The sequence below is a fragment of the Kitasatospora sp. NRRL B-11411 genome, from assembly GCF_000721345.1.
GTDB lineage: Bacteria > Actinomycetota > Actinomycetes > Streptomycetales > Streptomycetaceae > Kitasatospora > Kitasatospora cineracea.
This window is the reverse complement of record NZ_JOGH01000058.1, coordinates 1-24,219: the sequence shown is the minus strand read 5'-3', so window position 1 is coordinate 24,219 and position 24,219 is coordinate 1. Positions and strand designations below refer to the sequence as shown.

At 75.9% G+C, this 24,219-nt stretch carries 20 protein-coding genes and 1 rRNA gene; 4 read left to right on the top strand and 17 right to left on the bottom strand.

All coding sequences use genetic code 11. The features are described from left to right. Positions 1 to 51: 51 nt before the first annotated feature. The 3 genes from IH44_RS0124025 to IH44_RS0124015 all read right to left on the bottom strand — a co-directional run bounded on the left by IH44_RS0124025 (position 52) and on the right by IH44_RS0124015 (position 4,766). Positions 52 to 1,947 carry a tetratricopeptide repeat protein gene (locus IH44_RS0124025; protein ID WP_157852448.1) on the bottom strand — a complete coding sequence of 632 codons (1,896 nt, stop codon included), beginning with the start codon at positions 1,945 to 1,947 and terminating at the stop codon, positions 52 to 54. A gap of 393 nt (positions 1,948 to 2,340) precedes the next feature. Beyond that, positions 2,341 to 2,958 carry an NUDIX hydrolase gene (locus IH44_RS0124020; RefSeq protein WP_030461774.1) on the bottom strand — a complete coding sequence of 206 codons (618 nt, stop codon included), beginning with the start codon at positions 2,956 to 2,958 and terminating at the stop codon, positions 2,341 to 2,343. A 137-nt stretch (positions 2,959 to 3,095) separates the two neighbouring features. After that, entirely contained in the window at positions 3,096 to 4,766 is a 1,671-nt protein-coding gene (locus IH44_RS0124015; RefSeq protein ID WP_304414219.1) for a CTP synthase, read from the bottom strand. A gap of 334 nt (positions 4,767 to 5,100) precedes the next feature. Between IH44_RS0124015 and IH44_RS0124010 the strand changes: the two genes are divergently transcribed. Further along, a complete protein-coding gene (locus IH44_RS0124010; protein ID WP_030461772.1) occupies positions 5,101 to 7,026 on the top strand; it encodes a glycoside hydrolase family 15 protein in 1,926 nt (641 codons plus the stop codon). Positions 7,027 to 7,033: 7 nt separating this feature from the next. Here the strand turns inward: IH44_RS0124010 and IH44_RS0124005 are convergent, their stop codons facing one another. From IH44_RS0124005 to IH44_RS0123985, 5 genes are all read right to left on the bottom strand, one after another. Continuing rightward, a complete protein-coding gene (locus IH44_RS0124005) occupies positions 7,034 to 7,744 on the bottom strand; it encodes a hypothetical protein (protein ID WP_030461771.1) in 711 nt (236 codons plus the stop codon). A 58-nt stretch (positions 7,745 to 7,802) separates the two neighbouring features. Continuing rightward, on the bottom strand, positions 7,803 to 8,963 hold the full coding sequence (locus IH44_RS0124000; RefSeq protein WP_030461770.1) for a glycosyltransferase family 4 protein: 1,161 nt from the start codon (positions 8,961 to 8,963) through the stop codon (positions 7,803 to 7,805). A 124-nt stretch (positions 8,964 to 9,087) separates the two neighbouring features. Next, positions 9,088 to 10,821, bottom strand: coding sequence for a DNA repair protein RecN (recN, locus tag IH44_RS0123995; RefSeq protein ID WP_030461769.1), 1,734 nt, complete (start codon positions 10,819 to 10,821; stop codon positions 9,088 to 9,090). A gap of 116 nt (positions 10,822 to 10,937) precedes the next feature. Further along, the gene (locus IH44_RS0123990; RefSeq protein ID WP_051817262.1) at positions 10,938 to 12,038 is read right to left on the bottom strand and encodes a hypothetical protein; all 1,101 of its coding nucleotides are present in this window, start codon (positions 12,036 to 12,038) and stop codon (positions 10,938 to 10,940) included. A 120-nt stretch (positions 12,039 to 12,158) separates the two neighbouring features. Beyond that, a complete protein-coding gene (locus IH44_RS0123985) occupies positions 12,159 to 12,788 on the bottom strand; it encodes a YitT family protein (protein ID WP_051817261.1) in 630 nt (209 codons plus the stop codon). A gap of 114 nt (positions 12,789 to 12,902) precedes the next feature. Between IH44_RS0123985 and IH44_RS0123980 the strand changes: the two genes are divergently transcribed. Beyond that, entirely contained in the window at positions 12,903 to 14,375 is a 1,473-nt protein-coding gene (locus tag IH44_RS0123980; protein WP_030461766.1) for a PLP-dependent aminotransferase family protein, read from the top strand. Between the two features lie 68 nt (positions 14,376 to 14,443). Here the strand turns inward: IH44_RS0123980 and IH44_RS0123975 are convergent, their stop codons facing one another. The 4 genes from IH44_RS0123975 to IH44_RS49455 form a co-directional block, all read right to left on the bottom strand. Next, positions 14,444 to 15,343 carry an NAD kinase gene (locus tag IH44_RS0123975; protein ID WP_030461765.1) on the bottom strand — a complete coding sequence of 300 codons (900 nt, stop codon included), beginning with the start codon at positions 15,341 to 15,343 and terminating at the stop codon, positions 14,444 to 14,446. Positions 15,344 to 15,434: 91 nt separating this feature from the next. Beyond that, entirely contained in the window at positions 15,435 to 16,241 is an 807-nt protein-coding gene (locus IH44_RS0123970) for a TlyA family RNA methyltransferase (RefSeq protein ID WP_030461764.1), read from the bottom strand. Positions 16,242 to 16,277: 36 nt separating this feature from the next. Further along, complete coding sequence (locus IH44_RS46660) at positions 16,278 to 16,433, bottom strand: hypothetical protein (protein WP_157852447.1); 156 nt, start codon at positions 16,431 to 16,433, stop codon at positions 16,278 to 16,280. Beyond that, entirely contained in the window at positions 16,426 to 17,457 is a 1,032-nt protein-coding gene (locus tag IH44_RS49455) for a hypothetical protein (RefSeq protein ID WP_051817260.1), read from the bottom strand. The genes IH44_RS46660 and IH44_RS49455 overlap by 8 nt, the downstream gene beginning before the upstream one ends. A gap of 235 nt (positions 17,458 to 17,692) precedes the next feature. Here IH44_RS49455 and IH44_RS0123955 point away from each other — a divergent pair, with 235 nt between their 5' ends. Then, positions 17,693 to 18,040, top strand: a complete 348-nt coding sequence (locus IH44_RS0123955) for an SCP2 sterol-binding domain-containing protein (protein ID WP_030461762.1) — start codon at positions 17,693 to 17,695, stop codon at positions 18,038 to 18,040. 30 nt (positions 18,041 to 18,070) lie between these two features. On the opposite strand, the gene IH44_RS0123950 is transcribed toward IH44_RS0123955, so the two are convergent. The 3 genes from IH44_RS0123950 to IH44_RS0123940 form a co-directional block, all read right to left on the bottom strand. Next, positions 18,071 to 18,502 carry a hypothetical protein gene (locus tag IH44_RS0123950; protein WP_157852446.1) on the bottom strand — a complete coding sequence of 144 codons (432 nt, stop codon included), beginning with the start codon at positions 18,500 to 18,502 and terminating at the stop codon, positions 18,071 to 18,073. A 246-nt stretch (positions 18,503 to 18,748) separates the two neighbouring features. Continuing rightward, positions 18,749 to 19,792, bottom strand: a complete 1,044-nt coding sequence (locus IH44_RS0123945) for an HAD-IIA family hydrolase (protein ID WP_030461760.1) — start codon at positions 19,790 to 19,792, stop codon at positions 18,749 to 18,751. 47 nt (positions 19,793 to 19,839) lie between these two features. Continuing rightward, entirely contained in the window at positions 19,840 to 20,355 is a 516-nt protein-coding gene (locus IH44_RS0123940; RefSeq protein WP_030461759.1) for a tetratricopeptide repeat protein, read from the bottom strand. A 97-nt stretch (positions 20,356 to 20,452) separates the two neighbouring features. Between IH44_RS0123940 and IH44_RS0123935 the strand changes: the two genes are divergently transcribed. Next, complete coding sequence (locus tag IH44_RS0123935) at positions 20,453 to 21,808, top strand: DUF1015 family protein (protein WP_030461758.1); 1,356 nt, start codon at positions 20,453 to 20,455, stop codon at positions 21,806 to 21,808. A gap of 105 nt (positions 21,809 to 21,913) precedes the next feature. Here IH44_RS0123935 and IH44_RS0123930 read toward each other — a convergent pair whose 3' ends face one another. Both IH44_RS0123930 and rrf read right to left on the bottom strand, forming a co-directional pair. Then, complete coding sequence (locus IH44_RS0123930; RefSeq protein WP_030461757.1) at positions 21,914 to 22,810, bottom strand: tetratricopeptide repeat protein; 897 nt, start codon at positions 22,808 to 22,810, stop codon at positions 21,914 to 21,916. Positions 22,811 to 24,123: 1,313 nt separating this feature from the next. Beyond that, positions 24,124 to 24,219, bottom strand: a 5S ribosomal RNA gene (gene rrf, locus IH44_RS43040); the annotation flags it as partial.

Genomic DNA, 24,219 nt, shown 5'->3' with positions numbered 1-24,219 from the left:
CTTGCACGCGTTCCAAGGCCACATTTCCGGGCGAACTCCGCACCTACGACATTACTCCGGAAGCGGACGCAGGCCCTCCCGGCCGAGGTGCCGCTGCAGCCGGGCGGCCAGCGCCGCGACCTCCTGCTCGCCCCGCCCGTCGCCGATCCGGCGCAGCACCGCGGCCGCCGACCGGTACTCGCGCAGCGCCTCCTCGAACCGCCGCAGCCCGGCGTGCGCCTCCGCCAGCCGCACCAGCAGCCGGGCCTCGGCCGGCCGGTCGCCCAGGGCCTGCCGCAGCACCAGCGCCCGCCCGTAGGCGTCGGCGGCGCGCAGCGGGTCGCCGAGCGCCCGGTGGCCGTGGCCCACGCCCTCCAGCGCGCGGGCGCAGCCCGCCTCGTCGCCCGCCCCCCGGGCCAGCTCGACGGCCCGGCGGTAGCGCTCGCCCGCCTGCTCCCAGCGCCCGGCGGCGGCCTGCAGGTCACCCAGGTTCAGCAGCGCGGCGGCGGCCCGGCGCGGCGCACCCTGCCGCTCGGCCACCCTCAGCACCGACTCGTGCAGGGCGTGCAGGTCCGCGGGGGCCGCCTCACCGGTCAGCGGCAGGGCGCGCAGCAGCGCGGTCACCAGGCGGCCCGCCGAACCGTCCAGGTCCCCCTGGCCCACCGCGTCGGCGACCGCGGCCAGCAGCAGCTCGCGCTCCCCCAGCAGCCAGCCCTCGGCGTGCGCGGCGGTGCGCAGCCGCAGCGGCCCCGGCAGCGGGTCCGGATTGGGGCCGGCCGCCGGGTCCAGCAGCAGCCGCGCCGAGTCCACCAGCCGCACCAGCCGCTCCAGCAGCCGGGCCCGGGCCAGCTCCACCTCGGACGGGCGGTCCACCTCCCCGCGCAGCTCCACCAGCCGCCCGTACAGCCGGCCCGGCACCCGGTAGCGCTCGGTGCCGTCCGCCGCGTCCGGCTCCCGTTCCAGCAGCTCCAGCTCGGCCAGCGCCGCCAGCCCCGCCCCCGCCTCCGGCGCCGGACACCCCGCCAGCGCGGACGCCGTGCGCAGGTCGACCAGCTGGCCGGGCGCCAGCGTGCACAGCCGCAGCAGCCGGGACCTGGCCGCGGGCAGCCGCCGGTACGCCAGCTCGAACGCCCCGCGCAGCGGGTCGCCCTCCACCACCGGCACCGTCTCCCGCTCCGGATCGGCCGGCCGCACCGGCCCCTCCACCACCGCCGGCACGGGCGCCGGAACGGGCCGCAGCCGGGCCGCGGCGTCGGTGACCGCCAGCCGGGGTTCGGTGCGCAGCCACCCTGCCGCCAGGCGCAGCGCGGCCGGCCGGTTCGCGCACGCCTCGGCCAGGTCCGCGGCGCCCACCGGGTCGCAGGAGACCCTGGTCCCGCCGACCAGCTCGCCCAGCAGGTCCACCGCGGCCCGGTGGTCCAGGCCGCCGAGGATCACCGGATCGATCCCGTCGATGCCCATCAGCGGCCCCGAGGTGGTCGCCAGCAGCAGCGAGTCGGTCTTCTCCGCCAGCAGCGGCCACACCTGCCCGGCGTCCCGCACGTCGTCCAGCAGCACCAGCACCTTGCGCTGCCCCAGCGCCTCCCGCAGCGCCTCGCAGGCCGGGTCCTCCTCCGCCGCACCCGGCAGCAGCGCCGCCCCCGGCCGCTCCCCCAACTGGTCCAGCAGCACCCGGGCCGCCCGCCCGGCCCCCACCCGCCCCCCGTCCGGCGCGGACAGCCGCGCGTACAGCAGCCCGTCCGGGTAGTCCCCCGCCACCGACCTGGCCCACCGCACCGCGAGCGCGCTGCGCCCCGAACCCGGACGCCCCGCCAGCACCAGCAGCCGCCCCCTCCCCTGGGCGGGCCGCCCCGCCGCGACCGTCAGCGCCGCCAGCTCCGCCCCCCGCCCGGCGAACGGCCGGGCACCTGCGGGCAACACGTCGAAGATCCCGGCCGCCTCGGCCACCGCCGCCGTCTTCCTCGCCACCCGCGCCACTCCCGACCCGTCGCCCAGCGCCCCGAGCCCGCCCACCGAGCCCTGTCCGCGAAGCGTAGTTCGCCCACCCCGCCCCGCCGAGACACCCTGGTATGACCAACGGCCGAATCACCTTGCTGGCGCAAGGGGAGAACTGCTGCAGGCCCACCCGAGCGCAACCAGGGGCGCGGGGAGGACTGCAGCAGGCCCACCCGAGCGAAACCAGGGGCGCGGGGAGGACTGCTGCAGGCCCACCCGAGCGAAAGCAGGGGCGCGGGGAACTGCGCGGCCAACCGAGCACCCGCAGCCAGATCGCCTCGCAGGACAATGCCTTGCACTATCCCGCGACCGCACCGACGTGCGACTCCCGCCGCGCGCAGTTCCCCGCGCCCCCATCTGTGCCTTTCAGTACGGCCGGGCCGGCCACTCCGCGTCCGCGGGCCTGAGCGTGTCGAGGTCGCCGCCGGTCGCGGTGAGGGCCAGGACGCCGGTGACCAGGGTCGGGTTGTGGAGTTCGCCGGCCAGGACCAGCCGGACCAGGTCCTCGCGCGGCACCCAGGCCGTCTCGATCTCCAGTTCCTCGCCGTGCGCCGCGTAGCGCTCGCCGTCCGCCTCCGACAGGTCCGTCGCCAGGAAGAGCCGCACGGCCTCGTCGCTGCCGCCGGGCGAGGTGAAGAAGTCGACCAGGACGCGCCACTGCCCGGCCTTGCAGTGGGCCTCCTCGAAGAGCTCCCGCTGCGCCGCGTGCAGCGGGTTCTCGCCGGGCACGTCGAGCAGCCCCGCCGGGAGTTCCCAGAGCCGGTGCCGGACGGGGTGCCGGTACTGGCGCAGGGTCAGCACCCGGCCCTGCTCGTCGAGGGCGAGCACCGCGACCGAGCCGGGGTGCAGCTGGTAGTCGCGCTGCGCCCAGACGCCGTCGGGCATCCGCACCTGTTCGCTGCGCACGCCCGTCACCTTGCCGCGGAAGGGCGTGTGCCCGTCCCGGACGTCCCACTCCTCGGCCACGTCGTGAATCCCGGCCACCGGGCACCACCCCTTCTCGTCAGATAGACACAATCTACCGGACGCCGCCCCCGCGACACGCCGAAGCGCCCGCCGGGAAGATCCCGACGGGCGCTCGGCACTACCGGAGGACCACCGAAGGACTACCGGCGGAATCCTCAGCCGACCTTGCGGTCGATCGCCGCCGCGACCAGGCCCGCGAACAGCGGGTGCGGGCGGGTCGGGCGGGACTTCAGCTCGGGGTGGGCCTGGGTGGCGACCAGGTAGGGGTGCACCTCGCGCGGGTACTCGACGTACTCGACCAGGTCGCCCTTCGGGGAGAGGCCGGAGAACTGCAGGCCGGTCTTCTCCAGGTCGGCGCGGTAGGCGTTGTTGACCTCGTAGCGGTGGCGGTGGCGCTCCTCGACGTACTGCTCGCCGCCGTACACCTCGCGCACGATGGAGCCCTCGGCGAGCTTCGCCGGGTACAGGCCCAGGCGCATGGTGCCGCCGAGGTCGCCCTTGCCGTCGACGATGGCGAGCTGCTCGGCCATGGTCGAGACGACCGGGTACTTCGCCGCGGCGTCGAACTCGGTGGAGTTGGCCTCGGGCAGGCCGGCCAGGTTGCGGGCGGCCTCGATGACCACGCACTGCAGGCCCAGGCACAGGCCCAGCAGCGGGATCCGGTTCTCCCGGCCGTAGGTGATCGCGGCGACCTTGCCGTCCACGCCGCGGTCGCCGAAGCCGCCGGGGATGCAGATCGCGTCCACGTCGCCGAGCTGCTCCTGGGCGCCCTCGGGGGTCTCGCAGTCGTCCGAGGCGACCCACTTGATCTGCACCCGGGCGTTGTTGGCGAAGCCGCCGGCCCGCAGCGCCTCGGTCACCGACAGGTAGGCGTCCGGCAGGTCGATGTACTTGCCGACCAGCGCGACCTTGACCTCGTGCTGCGGCTCGTGGACGCGGCGCAGCAGGTCGTCCCAGACCGTCCAGTCCACGTCGCGGAACGGCAGGTCCAGGCGGCGCACCACGTACGCGTCCAGGCCCTCGCCGTGCAGCACCTTGGGGATGTCGTAGATCGACTTGGCGTCGATCGCGGCGACCACGGCCTCCTCGTCGACGTCGCACATCAGCGAGATCTTGCGCTTGATGGCCTGCGGCACCTCGCGGTCGGCGCGCAGCACGATCGCGTCGGGCTGGATGCCGATGTTGCGCAGCGCGGCCACCGAGTGCTGGGTGGGCTTGGTCTTCAGCTCGCCGGACGGGCCGATGTACGGCAGCAGCGAGACGTGCACGAAGAAGACGTTGTCCCGGCCGACCTCGTGGCGGACCTGGCGGACGGCCTCCAGGAACGGCAGCGACTCGATGTCGCCGACGGTGCCGCCGACCTCGGTGATGACCACGTCGACGTCCTCGGTCGCCATCCGGCGGATCCGGGACTTGATCTCGTTGGTGATGTGCGGGATGACCTGGACGGTGTCGCCGAGGTACTCGCCGCGCCGCTCCTTGGCGATCACGGTGGAGTAGACCTGGCCGGTGGTGACGTTCGCCGAACCGTGCAGGTTGGTGTCGAGGAAGCGCTCGTAGTGGCCGATGTCGAGGTCGGTCTCGGCGCCGTCGTCCGTGACGAAGACCTCACCGTGCTGGAACGGGTTCATGGTGCCCGGGTCCACGTTGAGGTACGGGTCGAGCTTCTGCATCGTCACCCGCAGGCCGCGGGCCTTGAGCAGGGCGCCGAGGCTGGAGGCGGTGAGCCCCTTGCCGAGCGAAGAGGCGACACCCCCGGTGACGAAGAGGTGCTTGGTCGTCACGGCACGGCCGTTGGCCGACTTGCCGGAATGGGGCTGTGCCAAGAGGGGGCTCCCGTGGGTCGCGTGTCGGAGGGTGACGCCGGTGGAGGGGCTCCCGGCCCTCGTTCCCACCAGTTCCACGGGATACCAGCGTATCAGTGCCCCGGCGAGTGCTCGCCCGCGTCCGGGTACCGGGGCCCCGGGCGGATCGGCCGGACGGCGCATCCGGGCTGCTCGGAGCGGGGTCGCCCGGCATGGTCCCGGCGCGCGCGGGCAGGCGGCGGGGGCGCGTGAAACCCCCCTAACCGCCCCGATCCACGTATTCTGCTCAAACGTCGACATCCTCGCCCGACCCGTGCGCGCCGTCCGCCGCGGGGCCCGCACGGAACGGAGAACCATGGCCGGTCGCATCGAGGACTACGCGCTGATCGGGGACATGCAGACCGCCGCGCTGGTCAGCCGGGACGGCGCGGTCGACTGGCTGTGCCTGCCCCGGTTCGACTCCCCCGCGGTGTTCGCCGGGCTGCTGGGCACCGACGAGCACGGCTTCTGGCGGATCGGCCCGGCCACGCCGGTCGAGGCACCGCCCCCCGCCCCCGAACCCCGCTCCGCGCTGCTCGACAGCGGCGAACTGCGCGTCCCGCCGGTCACCGCCGCCGCGCCCGCGCTGCCCTGCGACCGGCGCCGCTACCGGGGCGACTCGCTGGTCCTGGAACAGGAGTGGGACACCCAGGGCGGCACCGTCCGGGTGATCGACTTCATGCCGCCGCGCCACCTGCTCGGCACGCCCGACGTCCCGCAGATGATCCGCATCGTCGAGGGCCTGGCCGGCACCGTCCGGATGCGCTCGGCGGTGCGGATGCGCTTCAGCTACGGCCGGATCGTGCCCTGGGTGCACCGGGTCGAGCACCCGGAGGTGGGGCACCGCACCGTCGCCGTCGCCGGGCCCGACTCGGTGTGGCTGGACGGCATGGCCGAGACCTACGGGCGCGACCTGACCACCTACGCCGACTTCACCGTCTCCGCCGGCCAGCGGATCGCCTTCGGCCTGACCTGGAAGGCCTCGCACGAGTCGGCCCCCGCCCCGCCGGACGCCGAGGGCGCGCTCGCCTCCACCGAGCGGTTCTGGCGCGAGTGGGTCGCCCAGTGCACCTACCAGGGCCCCTACCGGGAGGCCGTGGTCCGCTCGCTGATCACCCTCAAGGCGCTCACCTACGCCCCCACCGGCGGCATCGTCGCCGCCCCCACCACCTCGCTGCCCGAGGACCTCGGCGGCGAGCGCAACTGGGACTACCGCTACACCTGGCTGCGCGACGCCGCGATCACCCTGTCCTCGCTGCTGCGCACCGGCTACCGCGAGGAGGCCCGGGCCTGGCGCGAGTGGCTGCTGCGCGCGGTGGCCGGCGACCCGGAGAACCTGCAGATCATGTACGGCATCGCCGGGGAGCGCGAACTCACCGAGTCCGAGCTCGACTGGCTGCCCGGCTACGAGGGCTCCCGCCCGGTCCGGGTCGGCAACGGCGCCGCCGGGCAGCTCCAGCTCGACGTGTACGGCGAGGTCGTCGAGGCGCTGCACCTGGCCACCATGTCCGGCCTGTCCCGGCACGACCACGCCCACCAGCTGCAGCTGCGCCTGATCGAGTACCTGGAGGAGCACTGGCGCAACCCGGACGAGGGCATCTGGGAGGTCCGCGGGCCGCGCCGGCACTTCGTGCACTCCAAGGTGATGGCCTGGGTCGCCGTCGACCGCACCCTCAAGCTGCTCGCCCAGGCCGAGGACCCGCCGCCCGGCCTGGTCGAGCGCTGGACGGCGCTGCGCGCCGAGATCCACGCCGACGTGTGCGCCCGCGGCTACGACGAGCAGCGCAACACCTTCACCCAGTACTACGGCGGCCGGGAGCTGGACGCCTCGCTGCTGCTGATCCCGCAGGTCGGCTTCCTGCCGCCGGACGACAAGCGGGTCATCGGCACCATCGAGGCGATCCAGCGCGAACTGTCCACCGAGGACGGCTTCGTGCTGCGCTACCCGACGCACGACGACGAAGGCAACAACGTCGACGGGCTGTCGGGGCACGAGGGGGCGTTCCTGGCCTGCTCGTTCTGGCTGGCCGACGACCTGGCGATGATCGGCCGGGTCGGCGAGGCCCGCGAGCTGTTCGAGCGGCTGCTGGCGCTGCGCAACGACGTCGGGCTGCTGGCCGAGGAGTGGGACCCGCGGGCCCGCCGCCAGGTGGGCAACTTCCCGCAGGCGTTCAGCCACGTCCCGCTGATCGACACCGCGCTGCGGCTGACCGCCGCCGGCGGCCTCAACCTGTCGGGCTGACGGCCGCTCACTCCTCCGCCGGGCGGCCGAACATCGCCTCGGCCGCCCGGCCGGCCCTCCAGGCCAGCAGCGGGGCGAGCAGCAGCAGCGCCACCCACAGCGCGTACAGCACCGCCATGCCCGGGGTGTAGCCCGAGGAGTGGGTCAGGCCCAGGACCAGCACGCACGTCCCGGCCAGGCCGATCAGCGCGGCGGCGCCCACGCACAGCAGCAGCACCGTCCCGCCGGCCAGCAGGGCCGCGCCGCGCAGCAGCAGGCCCGCCGGCCGGGCGCCGACGGCCTCCAGCAGGACGCCCGCCGAGTACCCGGCGAGCAGCGCGGCGGCCGCCGTCACCGCGTACGACGAGGGCCGCGACCAGTCCTGGTAGCCGAGCAGGTGCCGGGCCGCGAACGGCCAGTCGAAGCGGGCGCCGTCGGCGATCCGCGGGCGGCCCTCGATCGGGGTGTAGGTGACCATCGCCAACTGGCCCAGCGCGTAGGCGGTGGCGACGAACCCGGCGCCCGCCAGCACGAAGCCGAGCGCGGCCCGCTGCCGCTCGCCGGTGCGCTCCCGCAGCAGCGCGCCGCCCGCGGCGACCGCGGCGGAGGTCCGGCGGGCCAGCGCGACCCAGCTCGCCACCGCGCCGGCGGCCGCCCACAGCGCCAGCAGCACCGCCGGGACGCCGATCGCGGCGGCCAGCCGGGTCAGCAGGTCCTCCGGGGTGGGGACGGGTGTCATGGCCGGAGGGTAGGGCGGCCCGGCCGCCCCGTCCACGGGCCGGACGCCTGGGAGTGCGTCAGTTCTGACGCTGCGCCAGTTCGTCGTAGATGGACAGCACCTGGGCGACGGTGGCCGCCTCGTCCGGCCAGGTGGCGGCCTGCGTCCGGCCGGCGGCGGCGAGTTCGGCCCGGCGGTCCGGGTCGGCGAGCAGCTCGCGGACGGCGCCGCCCAGCGCCCGCGGGTCGGCGAAGGGCACCAGCACGGCGGCGTCGCCGACCAGTTCGGGCACCCCGCCCACCGCGGTGGCGACCACCGGGACGCCGGCCCGCATCGCCTCCTGGGCGACCAGCGAGCGGGCCTCCCAGCGGGAGGAGAGCACCACCAGGTCGGCGGCGGCCAGCAGGTCGGGAATGTCGGTGCGGTAGCCGAGCAGCTCGACGGGCAGCTGCTCGGCGGCCACCCGCTCGCGCAGGCCCTGCCGCTCGGGGCCGTCCCCGGCCAGCAGCACCCGCGGGGCGGGGGCGCCGGGCGCGGCGAAGTGCGGGACGGCGTCGAGCAGCAGCGCGAAGCACTTCTGCGGGACGAGCCGGCCGATCGCCAGCACCACCGGGCGGCCGTCGTCGCCGCCGGGCAGCGCCTTGCGGGCGGCGTCCCGGTCGAGGGTGCCGGGCGGCATCGGCGGGGCGGCGACCGGGCCCAGCCGGGCGTCGGTGGCGCCGAGTTCGCGGGCCCGGGCGACCAGGTCGGAGGAGGCGCCGAGGACCAGGTCGGCGGCCCGCACCACCCGGCGCTCCATCAGGCGCTGCAGGCGGCGGTCGAGCCCGGTGGTGAGCAGCGCGTGGTGCGAGGTGACCACCAGCGGGGTCTGGGGCCGGATGCCGGGGAAGCGCCCGGCGGTGCGCAGCGCCAGGTCGGACAGCAGGCCGGCCCGCAGGCCGTGGGCGTGCACGATGTCGGCGCCGGTGAAGGCGCGGCGCAGCTCGCCGATCGCGGTGGCGTCGCTGCGGGCGCCGGAGGTCGGGGTGATGTCGACGGTGTGCAGCCGGGCGCCGGCCGCCGAGAACCCGAACAGCCGGTCGGTGCCCTCGGGCGCGCAGACCGTGACGGTGACGCCGTGCGCGACCAGGCCCTGGGTGAGGGAGCGCACGTGGGCGCCGATGCCGCCGGTCGCGGCGGCGAGGACGAGCACCACGTGCAGCTGGGGGGCCGCGGCGGCCCGGGCGGCGGAATGGTCCACGTCTGTCTCGCTCCGACTCGTTGTCAGCTGGTGTCCGTCCGCCACGATGCCAGGTCGGTCCACCTCTTGGACAGTCGGCACCGCTGCGGGCGCGTCGCCCGCAGCGGTGCGGCCGCGGCCGGGGTCAGCGGGCGCGGGCGGTGCGGGCGGCCTCCAGCAGCTCCTCGGCGTGCGCCCGGCCCAGCTCGGAGTCCTCCAACCCGGCGAGCATCCGGGACAGTTCGCGCACTCGCTCCTCGTCGCTGAGGGTCTTCACGCCGCTGCGGGTGACGATGCCGTCGTTGGTCTTCTCCACCACCAGGTGCCGGTCGGCGAACGCGGCGACCTGCGGGAGGTGGGTGACCACCACGACCTGCGCGCTGCGGGCGAGTTTGGCCAGCCGGCGGCCGATCTCGACCGCCGCCTTGCCGCCGACGCCCGCGTCGACCTCGTCGAACAGGTAGGTCGGGACGGGGTCGGCGCCCGCGAACACCACCTCGACGGCCAGCATCACCCGCGACAGCTCGCCGCCGGAGGCGCCCTTGGCGATCGGGCGGGGCTGCGCGCCGGGGTGGGGGGCCAGCAGCACCTCGACCTCGTCGACGCCGTGCGGGCCGTAGGCGACGCTGCGGCCCTCCAGCTCGATGCCGGCCAGGTCGTCGAGCTGGCTGATGGCGAACGTCACCCGGGCGTGCGGCATGGCGAGTTCGGCGAGCTCGTCGGAGACCGCGGCGGCGAACTTGTCGGCGGCGGCGTGCCGGGCCTGCGAGACCTCGGCCGCCAGGTCGGCCAGCCGGGCGCGCAACTCGGTCTCCCGGGCGCCGAGTTCGTCGATCCGCTCGTCGTCGCCGTCGAGCTCCAGCAGCCGCACCGAGCCGGTCTCGGCCCAGTCGAGCACCTCGGCGAGGGTGCCCTCGGTGCCCGCGTACTTGCGCACCAGGTGGGCCAGCACGCTGCGGCGCTCCTCGACGGCAGCCAGCCGGACCGGGTCGGCGTCCAGGTCGTCGGCGTACCCGGCGAGGTCGCCGGCCACGTCGGCCAGCAGGTAGCCGCACTCGCCGAGCCGGTCGGCGAGGGCCGCCAGGCGCTCGTCGTGGTGGCGCACCGCGTCGACGGCGCGGCGGGCCTGGGCGAGCAGGGTGCCCGCGTCGACGGCCTCCGGGTCGGCCGGGTCGCCCGCCAGGGCGGCGTGCGCCAGCGTCGCCGCGGAGGACAGCGCGTCGGCGTGGCCGAGCCGCTCGGCCTCCACGGCCAGCTCGGCGTCCTCCCCGGCGACCGGCTCGGCGGCGGCGACCTCCTCCAGGCCGAAGCGCAGCAGGTCGGCCTCCTGGGCGCGCTCGCGGGCCCGGGTGGTCAGCTCCTCCAGCGTCGCGGAGACCTCGCGCAGCTCCCGGTACACCTCCCGGTAGCGGGCCAGCGGCTCGGCGACGGCCTCGCCCGCGTACCGGTCCAGCGCGCCGCGCTGCCGGGACGGGCGCAGCAGCCGCTGCTGGTCGGTCTGGCCGTGCACGGCGATCAGGTCCTCGCCGAGCTCGGCGAGCAGCCCGACCGGCACCGAGCGGCCGCCGACGTGCGCCCGCGAGCGGCCCTCGGCGGAGACGGTGCGGCTGACCAGCAGCTCGCCGTCGTCCAGCTCGGCGCCCGCCTCCAGCGCGCGGGCCACCACCGGCGAGGCCGGGTCGAGCGTCAACCGCCCCTCCACCACGGCCCGTTCGGAGCCGTTGCGCACCAGCGCCGGGTCGGCCCGGCCGCCGAGCAGCAGACCGAGGCTGGTCACCACCATGGTCTTGCCCGCGCCGGTCTCGCCCGTGACGGCGGTGAAGCCGGGGGCGAGCTCGACCACCGCATCGTCGATGACACCCAGATCCCGTATCCGCATCTCGTCCAACACGGAGACGACCTTACGAGGTTCCACCGTCGCTTTGCGACGACCGCCCCCGTTTCCCACCTGAGTGGCGGCCCCGGCCCGGTCCCCCGGGCCGGAGCGGCGGCCGGTCAGAGCCTGCGGAGGAACGAACCGAGCGACTTCACCGCGGCGTCGGCCAGGTCGGCGACCGCCCGGCCGAACTGCTCCAGCTCCTCGGAGAGGGGGCCCGGCTCCGGCCGGTCCCCGGCGGCTGTCCCGGCCTCGATCAACTCGCCCCGGTAGCCGACCGGCCCCTCGTTGACGCGCTGGGACCACCCGAGGAAGGAGCTGCCGTCCCCGGTCAGCCCGATGGACGCCGAGCAGGCCCGCTGGTCGGTCCAGGCGATGCGCTCGAAGGGGGTCTCCTCGCCCACGGCGAGGTGGATCGTGAGCGGGCCGCCCGGGTGCCAGCGGCCGCCCCAGCCGGCCTCGGTGGAGAAGGTGCGGGTGGCGGCCGGGTCGCAGTCGCCGGGGAAGGCCCGGCGGTCGGTCAGGGTGCCGCGCAGCTCGTACCACCGGCCGTCGGCGTCGCGGGTGTGGCCGTAGAAGGTGGTCAGCTCCAGGGCGAACTCGACGGACGCCTCCGCGCCGGACCGCACCCGCCAGTCGATCCGGGCCGGCATCGCCCCCTCGCCGGAGTCGAGGTGCAGCCGCCAGGGCGCGGCGGGCTCCCACTCCTGCGCGCCCGGTGCCCGGCGGTCCGTCCGGTAGGTCAGCAGCGACCGGCCCGCGGAGTCGGCGAGCCAGGCGCGCTCGGCCCCGTCGCGGTCCCAGACGGGCTCGGCCAGCACCCGGTACAGCCACAGGTGCGAGCGCGCGTCGGCGGAGGTGCGGAGCGTCAGGCTGTTGGTCTCCCCCGGGACGAGCAGCTCCGCGGGGACGGCGAGGACGAACTGCTGCGGGATGTCCCCGCCGCCGGGTATCCGGTAGTCCCCGGCGATCGCCTTGGAGTTGACGGCCACGTCGAGCGGCGCGAAACCGGGCCGGGCGCCCAGCTTGGAGACGAGGGCGCGGACCTTCACCGTGAGCTCGTCCGTCACGCCCTCCGGCGGGACCTCGAACTCGACGGTGACCGTGGCCCCGGCGTCGAGCGCGAGGTGGTCGCGGGCGAAGCCGGCCCGTTCGGTGCTGACCACGGCGTTGCCGGTCCGGGGGACGGCGGTGGAGAAGTCGACGAACACGGGCTGCACTTGGGCTCCTTGGGACGACCGCTGGGCACGGGTGACTCGGCTCCGGATGATGCCACGGCCCGGTGACGCCCGGCAGGCCCGTGCTCGCCGTTCCCCGGCCCCCGGCGGGGCCCCCGCCTCTCAGGCCGGGACGGTCAGCCGCGGCAGGAGGAACTGCACCAGCGGGCCGATCGCCAGGGCGTACGCGACCGTGCCGGGGCCGAAGGTGCCGCCGAGGGCGATGCCGGCGGTCAGGACGGTCAACTCGATGCAGGTGCGGATCAGCCGCACGGAGCGGCCGGTGCGCCGGTGCAGGCCGGTCATCAGGCCGTCGCGCGGGCCGGGGCCGAGGCGGGCGCCGATGTAGAGGCCGGTGGCGAGGGCGTTGAGGAGGATGCCGGCGGCAAGCAGCGGGATCCGGACGGCGAGGGCGTGCGGGTGCGGGACGAGGGAGAGGGTGGCGTCCATCGCCAGGCCGAGGACGGCCACGTTGCCGACCGTGCCGATGCCGGGCCGCTGGCGCAGCGGGATCCACAGCAGCAGCACCAGCGCGCCGACCAGCGTCACCCAGGTGCCGACGCTGAGGCGGGCGTGCCGGGCCAGCCCCTGGTGGAAGACGTCCCACGGGTTGCCGCCGAGCGAGGAGCGCAGCACCAGGCCCATCGAGACGCCGTACAGCACCAGGCCGACGGCGAGCTGAACGAGGCGGCGGGGCAGGCGGCGGGACGGGCCGGGGCGGGAGGGGGACAGGGGCAGGGAGACGACCGCCATCGGGTGGACCTCTTCTCGGTGCGGTGCTTGCCGTTCTTCGGCACTGCACGCCACTATGGGGAGTCCAAAACCGGACCCGACAGGGCCAATCCGAACCGAGTGGACTGATCGCAGATGGCCGAGTGGCACAGCACGCTCACCCCGTACGCCCTCGCCCGCCAGCTGCCCGCCCCGGACGGCCGCCGCCCCGCCTACCGCGCCCTGGCCGCCCAGGTCTCCCGGCTGGTCGCCGACGGCCGCCTCCCGGTCGGCACCCGGCTGCCCGCCGAACGCGAACTCGCCGCCGAACTGCACCTCTCCCGCACCACCGTCGCCGCCGCCTACGAGGCCCTGCGCGCCGACGGCTACCTGCGCTCGCGCCGCGGCGCCGGCTCCTGGACCGCCCTGCCCGAGGGCACCTCGCCGCCCGCCGACGCCCTGCACCCCGTCTCCCCCGAGCAGGGCGCCGTCCTCGACCTGGGCCTGGCCGCCCCCACCGCCCCGCCGCAGCTCGCCGAGGCCGCCGCGCACGCCGTCGCCCAACTGCCCGCCTACACCGGCGGGCACGGCAACTACCCGACCGGGCTGCCGGTGCTGCGCGAGGCCGTCGCCCGCCGCTACACCGAACGCGGCCTGCCCACCGGCCCCGAACAGGTCCTGGTCACCACCGGCGCGATGAGCGCCCTGCACCTGGCCCACCAGGCGCTGCTGGCCCGCGGCGACCGGGTCGCCGTCGAAGCCCCCAGCTACGCCAACACGCTGCGCGCCCTGGACCGGGCCGGCGCCCGCCTGGTACCCGTCCCGCTGACCGCCGACGGGGCCGGGCGCACCGGCTGGGACCTCGCCCAGTGGCAGCGGGTGCTGCGCGGCGCCGCACCCCGGCTGGCCTCCGTCATCCCGGACTTCCAGAACCCCACCGGCGCCCTCGTCGACGAGGACCAGCGCCGCGCCCTGCTCGCCCACGCCCGGGCCGCCGGCACCGCCGTGATCGCCGACGAGACCTGCGCCGAACTCGGCTGGGACGTCGCCGACGCCGACCTGCCCCGCCCGCTGGCCGCGCTCGACCGGGACGCCCAGGTGATCACCGTCGGCTCGGCCGGCAAGATCCTCTGGCCCGGCCTGCGGATCGGCTGGCTGCGCGCCCAGCCCTCCCTGGTCCGCAAGCTCGCCGCCGACCGGGCCCTGTACGACCTCGGCACGCCCGTCCTCGACCAGCTGGTCGCGGCCCGGCTGCTGACCGACCACCTGCCCGCCGTCCGGGCCGAACGGCACGCCCAACTGCGGGCCACCGCCGAGGCGTTCGCCCGCGAGCTGCCCCGGCACTTCCCCGCCTGGCGCTTCGCCCTGCCGCCCGGCGGCCTCGCCCTGTGGGCCGCCACCCCGGGCCTGCCCGCCAGCGCGCTGGCCCGGGCCGGCGAGCGCACCGGCGTCCGGATCGCCTCCGGCGCCCGGTTCGGCGTCGACGGCGCGTTCGAGGAGCACCTGCGGCTGCCGCTCACCCTGCCCGCCGCCCACGTCCCCGACGCGCTGCGGCGGATCGCCGAGGCCGCCGCCCTGGCCCGCACCGAACGCCTCGCGGGCACCGACCCGGCCCCCGCCGCGCTCTGACCCGGCCCGGACGGCCGTGACGGGCCGTCCCGCGAGGTGACGGGCCGTCACCTACCGCCGCGGGCCGCTCAGTGCGCCGAGCGGCCGCGCCAACCCGTCACCGGCAGCGCGAACTTGGCGACCAGCCGGTCCGTGAACGGCGCCCGGTGCAGCCGGGCCAGCCGCACCGGCGTCTTGCCCCGGCGCACCTCCACCCGCGCCCCGGCCGGGAGTTCGACCGAACGGCGGCCGTCGCACCACAGCACCCCGTGCGGGGTCCTCGGCTGCACCTCCACCGCCAGCACCGAGTCCGGCGAGGTCACCAGCGGCCGGGCGAACAGCGCGTGCGCACTGATCGGCACCATCAGCAGCGCCTCCACCTCCGGCCACACCACCGGCCCGCCGCCGGAGAACGCGTACGCCGTGGAGCCCGTCGGCGTGGACAGCACCACCCCGTCGCAGCCGAAGTTCGACACCGGGCGGCCGTCCACCTCGGTGACCACCTCCAGCATCCGCTCCCGGGCCGCCTTCTCCACCGACGCCTCGTTCAGCGCCCAGTCCTCGTGCAGCACGTCACCGTTGGTGCGCACCAGCACGTCGATGGTCATCCGCTCCTCGACCTCGTAGTCGGCCGCCACCACCCGCTCCACCACCGTGGCCAGGTCGTCGCGCTCCGCCTCGGCGAGGAACCCCACCCGGCCCAGGTTGATCCCGAGCATCGGCAGCCCCGACTCGCGGGCCAGCTCCGCCCCGCGCAGCAGCGTGCCGTCCCCGCCCGCGACCAGGATCAGCTCGCAGCCGTCCGCCGCGCCGTGCCCGCCGGGCACCAGCTCCACCCCGTCCGGCAGGTCCAGGCCCACCGCCTCCGACTCCAGCAGCCGGATCCGGATCCCCGCCCGCAGCAGGCCGTCCACCAGCCCCTCGACGCTGCGCAGCGCCGCCTCCCGGCCGGTGTGCGCGATCAGGAAGACCGTACGACGATCGCTCATTCCCCGCTGCCCTCTCCCTACGCCCGCCGGGCCGTTGCGGCCCGGCCACGACCTGCCAGTCTGCGCAACGCCCGGACGCCTGCCAAGTACCCTACTGGGGCCCCTCGGCCACGGCCCGGTCCGCCGCCGCCGGATCCAGCGGTTCCGCATCCCGGCGCAGCCACAGGAAGTACTCCACGTTCCCCGACGGCCCCGGCAGCGGCGACGCCGCCACCGCCCGCACCCCGAGGCCCGACTCCCAGGCCTGCCCGGCCACCTGCCGGATCGTCTCCGCCCGCAGCTGCGGCGACCGCACCACCCCGCCCGAGCCCAGCCGCTCCTTGCCGATCTCGAACTGCGGCTTCACCATCAGCACCAGGTCCGCGTCCGGCGCCGCGCAGCGGGCCAGCGCCGGCAGCACCAGGCCCAGCGAGATGAACGACAGGTCGCCCACCACCAGGTCGACGAGCTCGCCGCCGATCAGCTCCGGCGTCAGCTCCCGCACGTTGGTGCGGTCCATCACCGTCACCCGCTCGTCGCTCTGCAACGACCAGGCCAGCTGCCCGTAGCCGACGTCCACCGCCAGCACGTGCGCCGCGCCCGTCCGCAGCAGCACGTCGGTGAACCCGCCCGTGGACGCGCCCGCGTCCAGCGCCCGGCGGCCCGCCACCACCAGGCCCTGCGGCCCGAACGCCGCGAACGCGCCCGCCAGCTTGTGGCCGCCGCGCGACACGTAGTCCGGGTCCGCGTCGTCCTTCGCCACCACCACCGCCGCCGCGGTCTCCACCTGCGTCGCGGGCTTCGTCGCCACCGTCCCGCCCACCGTCACCCGGCCCGCCGCGATCAACTCGCTCGCGTGCTCCCGCGAACGGGCCAGCTTGCGGCGCACCAGCTCCGCGTCCAGACGGCGTCGTGCCACTGCCACTGCTACGTCAGCTCCCACATCGGACGGTCCCTACCCGCGGTCCAGCGCCGCGAGGGTCGCGGCGAGCCGCGCATGGACATCTTCGTACACCTCGGCCCACTGCTCCGCCCCCGCCCCGTCCGGCTCCCCCAGCCGGGCCAGCGCCCCGTCCACCTCGGGCACCCCCGTCCACGGGCCCTCACTCACCGCCGTCCCCCTCCGCCCCGGCCTTCCCCCCGGACGCCGCCCGCTTCGCCGGAGCCCGCTTCGCCGCGGTCTTCTTCGCCACGGCCTTCTTCACCGCGGCCTTCTTCACCGCGGCCTTCTTCACCGCGGCCTTCTTCGCGGGCGACGGCGCGTCCGCGGACGACGCCTGCGCCGGGGAACCGTCGGCGGGCCGACCGGACGGGGCGGCCTTCTTCGCGCCCGGGCTCCGCTTCACCGGCGCCTTCTTCGCGGGCAGCGGCGCACTCGGGGACTGCGCCTGCGCCGAGGAACCGTCGGCGGACCGGCCGGCCGCCGGGGCCGCCTTCCGCGCCGCGGCCTTCTTCGCCGTACCGGGCCGCTTCGCCGCCGCCTTCTTCGCCACCTCGGCGGGCGTCCCGGCCGCACCCGCAGCACCCGCGGCCCTGCGCGGCACCGAGCGCTGCGCCGACGCCTGCTTCGCCGCCGCGCCCTTGCGCGCCGCCGCCTTCCGCGCCGGGGCCCGCCGCGGCCCCGCCTGCGCACCGGCCGCCGCCCGCCGGCGCGCCGCCGCCACGTCCTCGGCGGCCGGCGCCACCGGCGCCTCCGGCTCCGCGTCCCAGCCCGCGTCGAACAGGCCCTGCGCCCGCGCCGCCGGACGCACCGCCGGTGCCGCCGGCTCCGCGGGCTCCGGCTCCGCCACCGGCTGCTCCGCTGCCGCCCCGCCCTCCGGCTGCTCGTCGACCTCCCGCAGCTTCGACTCCAGGAAGCTCAGCACCACGCCGACCTTCACCACCTGGTCGCCGACCTTCTCGAACACCCGCTCCACCTCGCCCCGGGCCACCCCGGCCACCAGGTCGACCCCGGCCCGCCCGGCCGTCACCGCCTCCCCGGCCAGCACCCTCAACTGCTCGACCCCGGGCGGCAGTTCACCCCCCTGCTTGAGCAACTCCCCGGCCGTGTCCAGTACCCGGCGGCCCGCCTCCTCGGCCAACTCCGCCGCCACCACCAGCACGCCCCGCACGCCCCGCACCGCGTCCTGCAGCATCCGCCTGCCTCCTCGCCGCCGCCACCGACTGCCCGCACCGACGCTACCCGATCCCCCCACCACGCACCGGAGCCCGCGCGAACCCGTTCCACCGGCCGACGTACCCCCGCCCCGCACTCCCCGGCGGCAGCGGGCCCGACCCCGCCCCGCACTCCCCCGGAACGGGCGCCGCCGCCGGACGGCCCTGCGCTAGCGTGGGACGCCGGACGACCACCGACGGGAGCAAGCCGCGCACATGGCCACCATCGAGGAGTGCCGCACCGCACTGGAGCAGCTCAGCCGCAACCTCGCCGCCGCCGGCGGCGACATCCGCAAGGCCACCGCCCTCGACCGCTCCCTCAGCTGCCACCTCACCGACCTCGGCCTGACCTTCACCGGCCGCCTCACCGACGGACGGCTCACCGGCATCACCGACGCCCCCGGCCCGCCCGCCACCAAGGCCGACATCAAGCTCACCACCACCGGCGACGACCTGGTCGCCCTGGTCGACGGCAAACTCCCCTTCCCCACCGCCTGGGCCACCGGCCGCCTCAAGCTCGACGCGAGCTTCCGCGACCTGCTGCGCCTGCGCACCCTGCTCTGAGCCGCCCGGCGGTCCCCCGCCGACGGCCCGTCAGCAGCGCTGCACCACCGCCCCCGGCACCACCGCGGGCGCCAGCTCGTCCAACGGCTCGGCGCCCGCCGCCCCGTCCCCGTCCCGGACCACCGCGGCCACCAGCGAACCCGCCACCGCGAACGGCTCCTCCAGCGCGTAGTAGCGGCGCGTACCGCCCGCCAACTGCTCGGAGCCCAGCTCGTACACGTGCACCGGCAGCGCCCCGCAGGACACCCCGGTCACCCGCTCCCGGTCCGTCCTGAACGTCAGCTCCCAGTGCCCCGAGAACATCGCCGCGGACCCGGTCCACAGCGACGGCCCCGCCGACAGCGGACCGGTCCCGGCCCCCGCGCAGGTGAACCACGGCAGCTCGGGCGAGCCCAGGCAGCGGTTCCCGAACTGCGCCACCCAGCTGAAGAGCGGATGCCCGTCGAACGACCCCGCAGGCACCGCCGAATCCGGCACCCCCGCCCCGCCGCCCGAGGACGGGGACGGAGACGGCGTCCCCGACCGGAAGGCCGACACCGGCGCCGACACCGGCGCCGGCACCACCGCCGGACCGCCCCGCGACGTGCACCCCGCCGACGCCAGCAGCAGCACGCACCCGGCCACCGCCACCGCACCCGTACGTCCGCGCACCATCCCACCCCCCAGGACGACCCGAACCCACCCGGGGATACCCGCCCCGACGGCCCGTCAACCCGCCGCGGGCAGCCCCGCCAACGCCTTCGCCGACTCCGGCGCCGCCCCGTGCCCGTCCGCCCACGTCCACGCCGCCGCGCACAGCGCCCGCAGCGCGTCGATCCGCCCGCCCGCGCCCTCCAGCGCCAGCACGCCGCCCTCCGCGCCCGCCGTCCAGCCCCCGCAGCCGAACCGGCCGCCGCCCAGCGCCGCCACCTCCGGCTGCGCCTCCAGCAGGCCCCGCAGGTCCTCCGCCAGGTACGTCGGACGGTGCTCGGGCGCGGCGGCCAGCACCTGCTCAGGCGTGGCGATGCCGGTGAACACCAGCAGCGAGTCCACCCCGCCGTTGAACGCGCCCTCGATGTCGGTGTCCAGCCGGTCCCCCACCACCAGCGGACGCTTCGCGCCCGTCCGCAGCACCGTCTCCCGGTGCATCGGCGGCAGCGGCTTGCCCGCCACCTCCGGCTCCACGCCGGTCGCCGCCCGCACCGCCGCCACCAGCGTCCCGTTGCCCGGGGCGATGCCGCGCGCGGTCGGGATCGACAGGTCCGTGTTCGAGGCCACCCACGGCAGCCCCCGGCCCACCGCGTACGAGGCCTCCGCCAGGTCCGCCCAGCCCACCGACGGGTCGTAGCCCTGCGCCACCGCCGCCGGACCGTCCTCCAGCGAACGCACCGGCACCAGCCCGCGCTCCTCCAGCGCCTCCACCAGCCCCGCCCCACCGACCACCAGCACCCGCGACCCGGCCGGCACCTTCTCCGCCACCAGCCGCGCCGCCGCCTGCGCCGAGTTGATCACGTCCGCCGGATCGGCCGGCACGCCCAACTCCGTCAGGTGCTCCGCCACCACCCGCGGCGGCCGCGACGCGTTGTTGGTGACGTACGCCAACCGCATCCCGACCGCCCGGGCCCGCTCCAGCGACTCCACCGCGTGCACGATCGCGTGCGGCCCGGCGTACACCACCCCGTCCAGGTCCAGCAGCGCCGTGTCGTACGCCTCCGTCAGCGCCTCCGCGCTGGACCCCGGCACGCTCCGCACCACCGCGGCGTTCTCCGTCATCGCTGTTCCACCCTCGCCACCTCGAACCGACCCGAACACCCGCCACCCTATGGCGCGGCCGGATCCTCCGGCGGCTCCAGGTACCCGGGCGCCCCCGGCAGCAGCGGCCCGTACGCCCCCGCCCGGGCCGCCAGCGTCGCCCGGGTCTGCCGCAGCGCCGACTGGTAGTGCCGGTTGCCCGGCTGCATCGCCACCGCCAGCGCCAGGTGCTCCGCCGAGGTCTCGAAATCGCCCAGCCGGGCCGCCGACACCCCCCACCCGAACTGCGCGTAGTCGTCCGACGGATCGGCCTCCGCCACCGCCCGGAAACTCTCCAGCGCCCGCGCGTACTGCCCCGCGTCGAACTGCGCCCGCGCCAGCGCCTCCCGGATCGACCCCGACCCCGGCTCCGCCTCCGCCGCCCGCGCCAGCAACTGCACCGCCGCCGCCGGGTGCCGCTCCTCCAACAGCCGCACCCCGCGCCGGAACCAGTCGTACACCCCGCCGCCCGGCACCCCGCTCCCGCCGCCGCTCCCCTCCGGAACCGCCGCCCCGCCGTCGCCCTCGTGCTCCCGGTGACTCATCCGCCGCTACCCCGCTTCCCGTTCGCCCCGCCCATGACCTGGACGTCCGCCCTCATCCCGATCTCCCAACAAGCACTACCCGACTAACATGCCCAGAATGAGCGCCCCTCGTGCCGAAACCGGCAACGAGCCCTCGGGCGGCCCCGGAGACCCCGGGCACGTCGCCACCGCAGGGCTGTCCCTGTCCCCGTTCCGCGGCCTGCGCTACGACCCGCACCGGGTCGGCGACCTGGCCGCGGTCACCTCCCCGCCGTACGACGTGGTCGACCCCGGACGGCGCCTGGACCTGGAGACCGCGGACCCGCACAACATCGTCCGCCTGATCCTCCCCCGCCCCGAACCCGACGACGCCGGCCACCGCCCCGACCGCGACACCCGCTACCGGCACGCCGCCCGCCTGCTCCGCGACTGGCGCCAACAGGGCGTCCTGGCCGCCGACCCGCGCCCCGCCCTGTACGTCTACGAGCAGCGCACCCCCGCCGGCACCCTCCAGCGCGGCCTGATCGGCGCCCTCGCCGTCAGCGGCCCCGAAGCCGGCATCGTCCTCCCGCACGAGGACGTCATGCCCAAACCCGTCGCCGACCGGGTCGGCCTGATGCGCACCACCCGCGCCAACCTCGAACCCCTGCTGCTCACCTACCGCGGCCACGGCCGCGCCGCCGACGTCATCGAACGCACCGCCACCACCGACCCGCTGCTCGCCACCACCACCAGCGACGGCACCCACCACCGCCTGTGGGCCGTCACCGACCCCGCCGACCTGGCCGCCGTCACCCGCGACCTGGCCGGCTGCCGCGCCCTGATCGCCGACGGCCACCACCGCTGGGAGATGTACCTGCGCCTGCAACGCGAACACCGCCACCTGCCGCGCAGCCCCTGGGACCGCGGCCTGGTCCTGCTCGTCGACACCGACCGCTACCCGCTGCGGGTCCGCGCCATCCACCGCGTCCTGCAACGCCTCCCGCTGGACGCCGCGCTCGCCGCCCTCGACCCCGCCGCCTGGCAGGCCACCGACCTCCCCGGCACCCTCCCCGACGCCCTGCACGCCCTCGCCGAGGCCCAGCACGCCCCCGGCAACTCCTTCGTCCTCACCGACGGCACCGGCCGCTTCCACCTCCTCACCGGCCCCGACGAGGCCACCCTCGCCGACACCGTCCGCACCGACCGCCCCGAGGAGTGGCGCCGCCTGGACGCCACCGTCCTGCACGCCGTCCTGCTCGACCGCACCTGGCACGTCCCCGACAGCCCCGAGCACATCGGCTACCTGCACTCCGCCGAGGCCGCCGTCCGCGAGGCCGCCCGCACCGGCGGCACCGCCGTCCTGCTCCACCCCGTCGAGGAACGCGTGGTGCGCCGCCTCGCCGAACAGGGCGTCACCATGCCCCGCAAGTCCACCTCCTTCGGCCCCAAACCGGCCACCGGACTGGTCCTGCGCTCCCTCGAACTCGGCTGACCCCCCTCCCCGCCACACGGCCGCACAGCCGCACAGCCGCACAGCCACAACGAAGAAGGCCCCCGTCCCTACCCGGAACGGGGGCCTTCCCTCACCGCCTGCGGATCAGCCCTGCTTCTTCGGCTGCCCCGGCTGCTCCTCGAACGAGTCCTCGTCGTAGTCCTCGTCGATCTCGAGGTCGTCCTCGTCGTAGAACTCCTCGACGTCCTCCTCGTCCTCGAAGATCATCCGGTCCTCGCCGACGTCGTCCTTGTCGATCTGACGGCGCACCGGCTCCACGGCCTCCGCGCCCTCGTCCTCGGCCTCGGACTCCTCGTCCAGCGCGTCGGTGAACTCGATGCCGTCGATCTCCGCCAGCCGCTCGGCCGCGTTGGTCGACCCGTCCGTGTCCGCCTCCACGGCCTTCACGAACCACTCCCGGGCCTCGTCCGCCCGACCCGCCGCGATCAGCGCGTCCGCGTAGCCGTACCGCAGCCGCGCCGTCCACGGGTGGATCGCCGAGGACGCCAGCTCCGGGCTCTGCAGCGTCACCACGGCCGCGTCGAACTGCTCCAGGTCCGCCCGGGCACCCGCCGCGACCAGCCGCATCTCGACCTGACCGGCCTTGTCCAACTGCTTCACCTCGGGCTCACCGGCCATCGCCAGCGCCCGCTCCGGCCGGCCCAGACCGCGCTCGCAGTCCGCCATCACCGGCCACAGGTCGACCCGACCGGTCATCCGCTTCGCCGCCCGGAACTCGGTCAGCGCCTCCGAGTACCGCTGCGTCATGTACGAAGCGAACCCGGCCGCCTCCCGCACGCTCGCCACCCGCGACGCCAGCCGCAGCGCGACCCGCGAGTAGTTGTAGGCCTCCTCCGGCTCGCTGTCGAGCAACCGCGCCACCATCACCAGGTTGCGCGCCACGTCGTCCGCCAGCGTCTTCGGCAGGCTCTTCAGGTCCTGCTTGACGTCCGCGTCGATCTCGAACCCGGTCACGTCGTCCGGAATCGGCAGCCGCTTCACCGGCTCCTGACGCCGCTCGTCGTACCCACCCCGGTCGTCCCGCCCACCGCGGTACCCACCCCGGTCGTCACGCCCGCCCCGGTACCCACCCCGGTCGTCCCGACGCTCGTACCCACCGCTGCGCTGCGGACGGTCGTCCCGACGCTCGTAGCCGCCACTGCGCTGCGGACGGTCGTCCCGGGAACGGAACCCACCACCCTGCGGCCGGTCGTAGCCGCCACTGCGCTGGGGACGGTCGTCACGGTCCCGCCCGTACGACGGCCGGTCCTCGCGCGGACGGAACCCACCACGGTCCCCACCCTGCGGACGGTCGTAGCCACCGCTGCGCTGGGGACGCTCGTCCCGGCGCTCGTAGCCGCCACTGCGCTGCGGGCGGTCATCCCGGCGCTCGTAACCACCGCTGCGCTGCGGACGGTCGTCGAACGAGCCGGTCCTCGCGCGGACGGAACCCACCACGGTCCCCACCCTGCGGACGGTCATCCCGCCCACGGAACCCACCACGGTCCCCGCCCTGCGGACGGTCGTACCCGCCACTGCGCTGCGGCCGGTCGTCCCGGGAACGGAACCCACCACCCTGCGGACGGTCGTCCCGACGCTCGAAGCCACCGGCCGGTCCTCGCGCGGACGGAACCCACCACGGTCCCCACCCTGCGGACGGTCATCCCGCCCACGGAACCCACCACGGTCCCCGCCCTGCGGACGGTCGTCACGGCCGCGGTAACCGCCACCGCCGCCGCCACCGTACGAGGGGCGGTCGTCGCGCGAGCGGTAGCCACCGCCACCACCGCTGCCACCGCCCTGCGGACGGTCATCGCGGCCGCGGTACCCACCGCCGCCACCACCGCCGCCGTACGACGGCCGGTCGTCACGGGAACGGAAGCCCCCGCGGTCGCCGCCACGGTCACCACGGTCGTCACGACCGCGGTAGCCGCCGCCTTCGCCACGGTCGTCACGACGCGGGCCGCGGTCGTTCGACCAGCCCCCGCGCGACCGGGGCTCGTAACCCCGGCCGCCGTCGTTACGGCGCTCCGGCCGGTCCTGGGGCGGGTTCGACATGCTGGTGACTCCTGTCTGCACACTGCGAGTTCGAGAGGCGCCACTGTCGATCCACCGACACCGGCGCGAGATCCGGACGTCTCCCGCACCCCACCAGGGCCCGGAACGTCCACCTTGTCCATTGTCCGGCATCCGGCAGAACACCGCGTCCGGGTGCCCGACCGCCGTCCGCCGGCCGTCCACGTGTCCGGCCGATGCCCAACAAAAAAAGGCCGAGGCCCCAGCGAATCGCTGGGGCCTCGGCCTATTGAAGAATTGTTCGGCGGCGTCCTACTCTCCCACAGGGTCCCCCCTGCAGTACCATCGGCGCTGTGAGGCTTAGCTTCCGGGTTCGGAATGTAACCGGGCGTTTC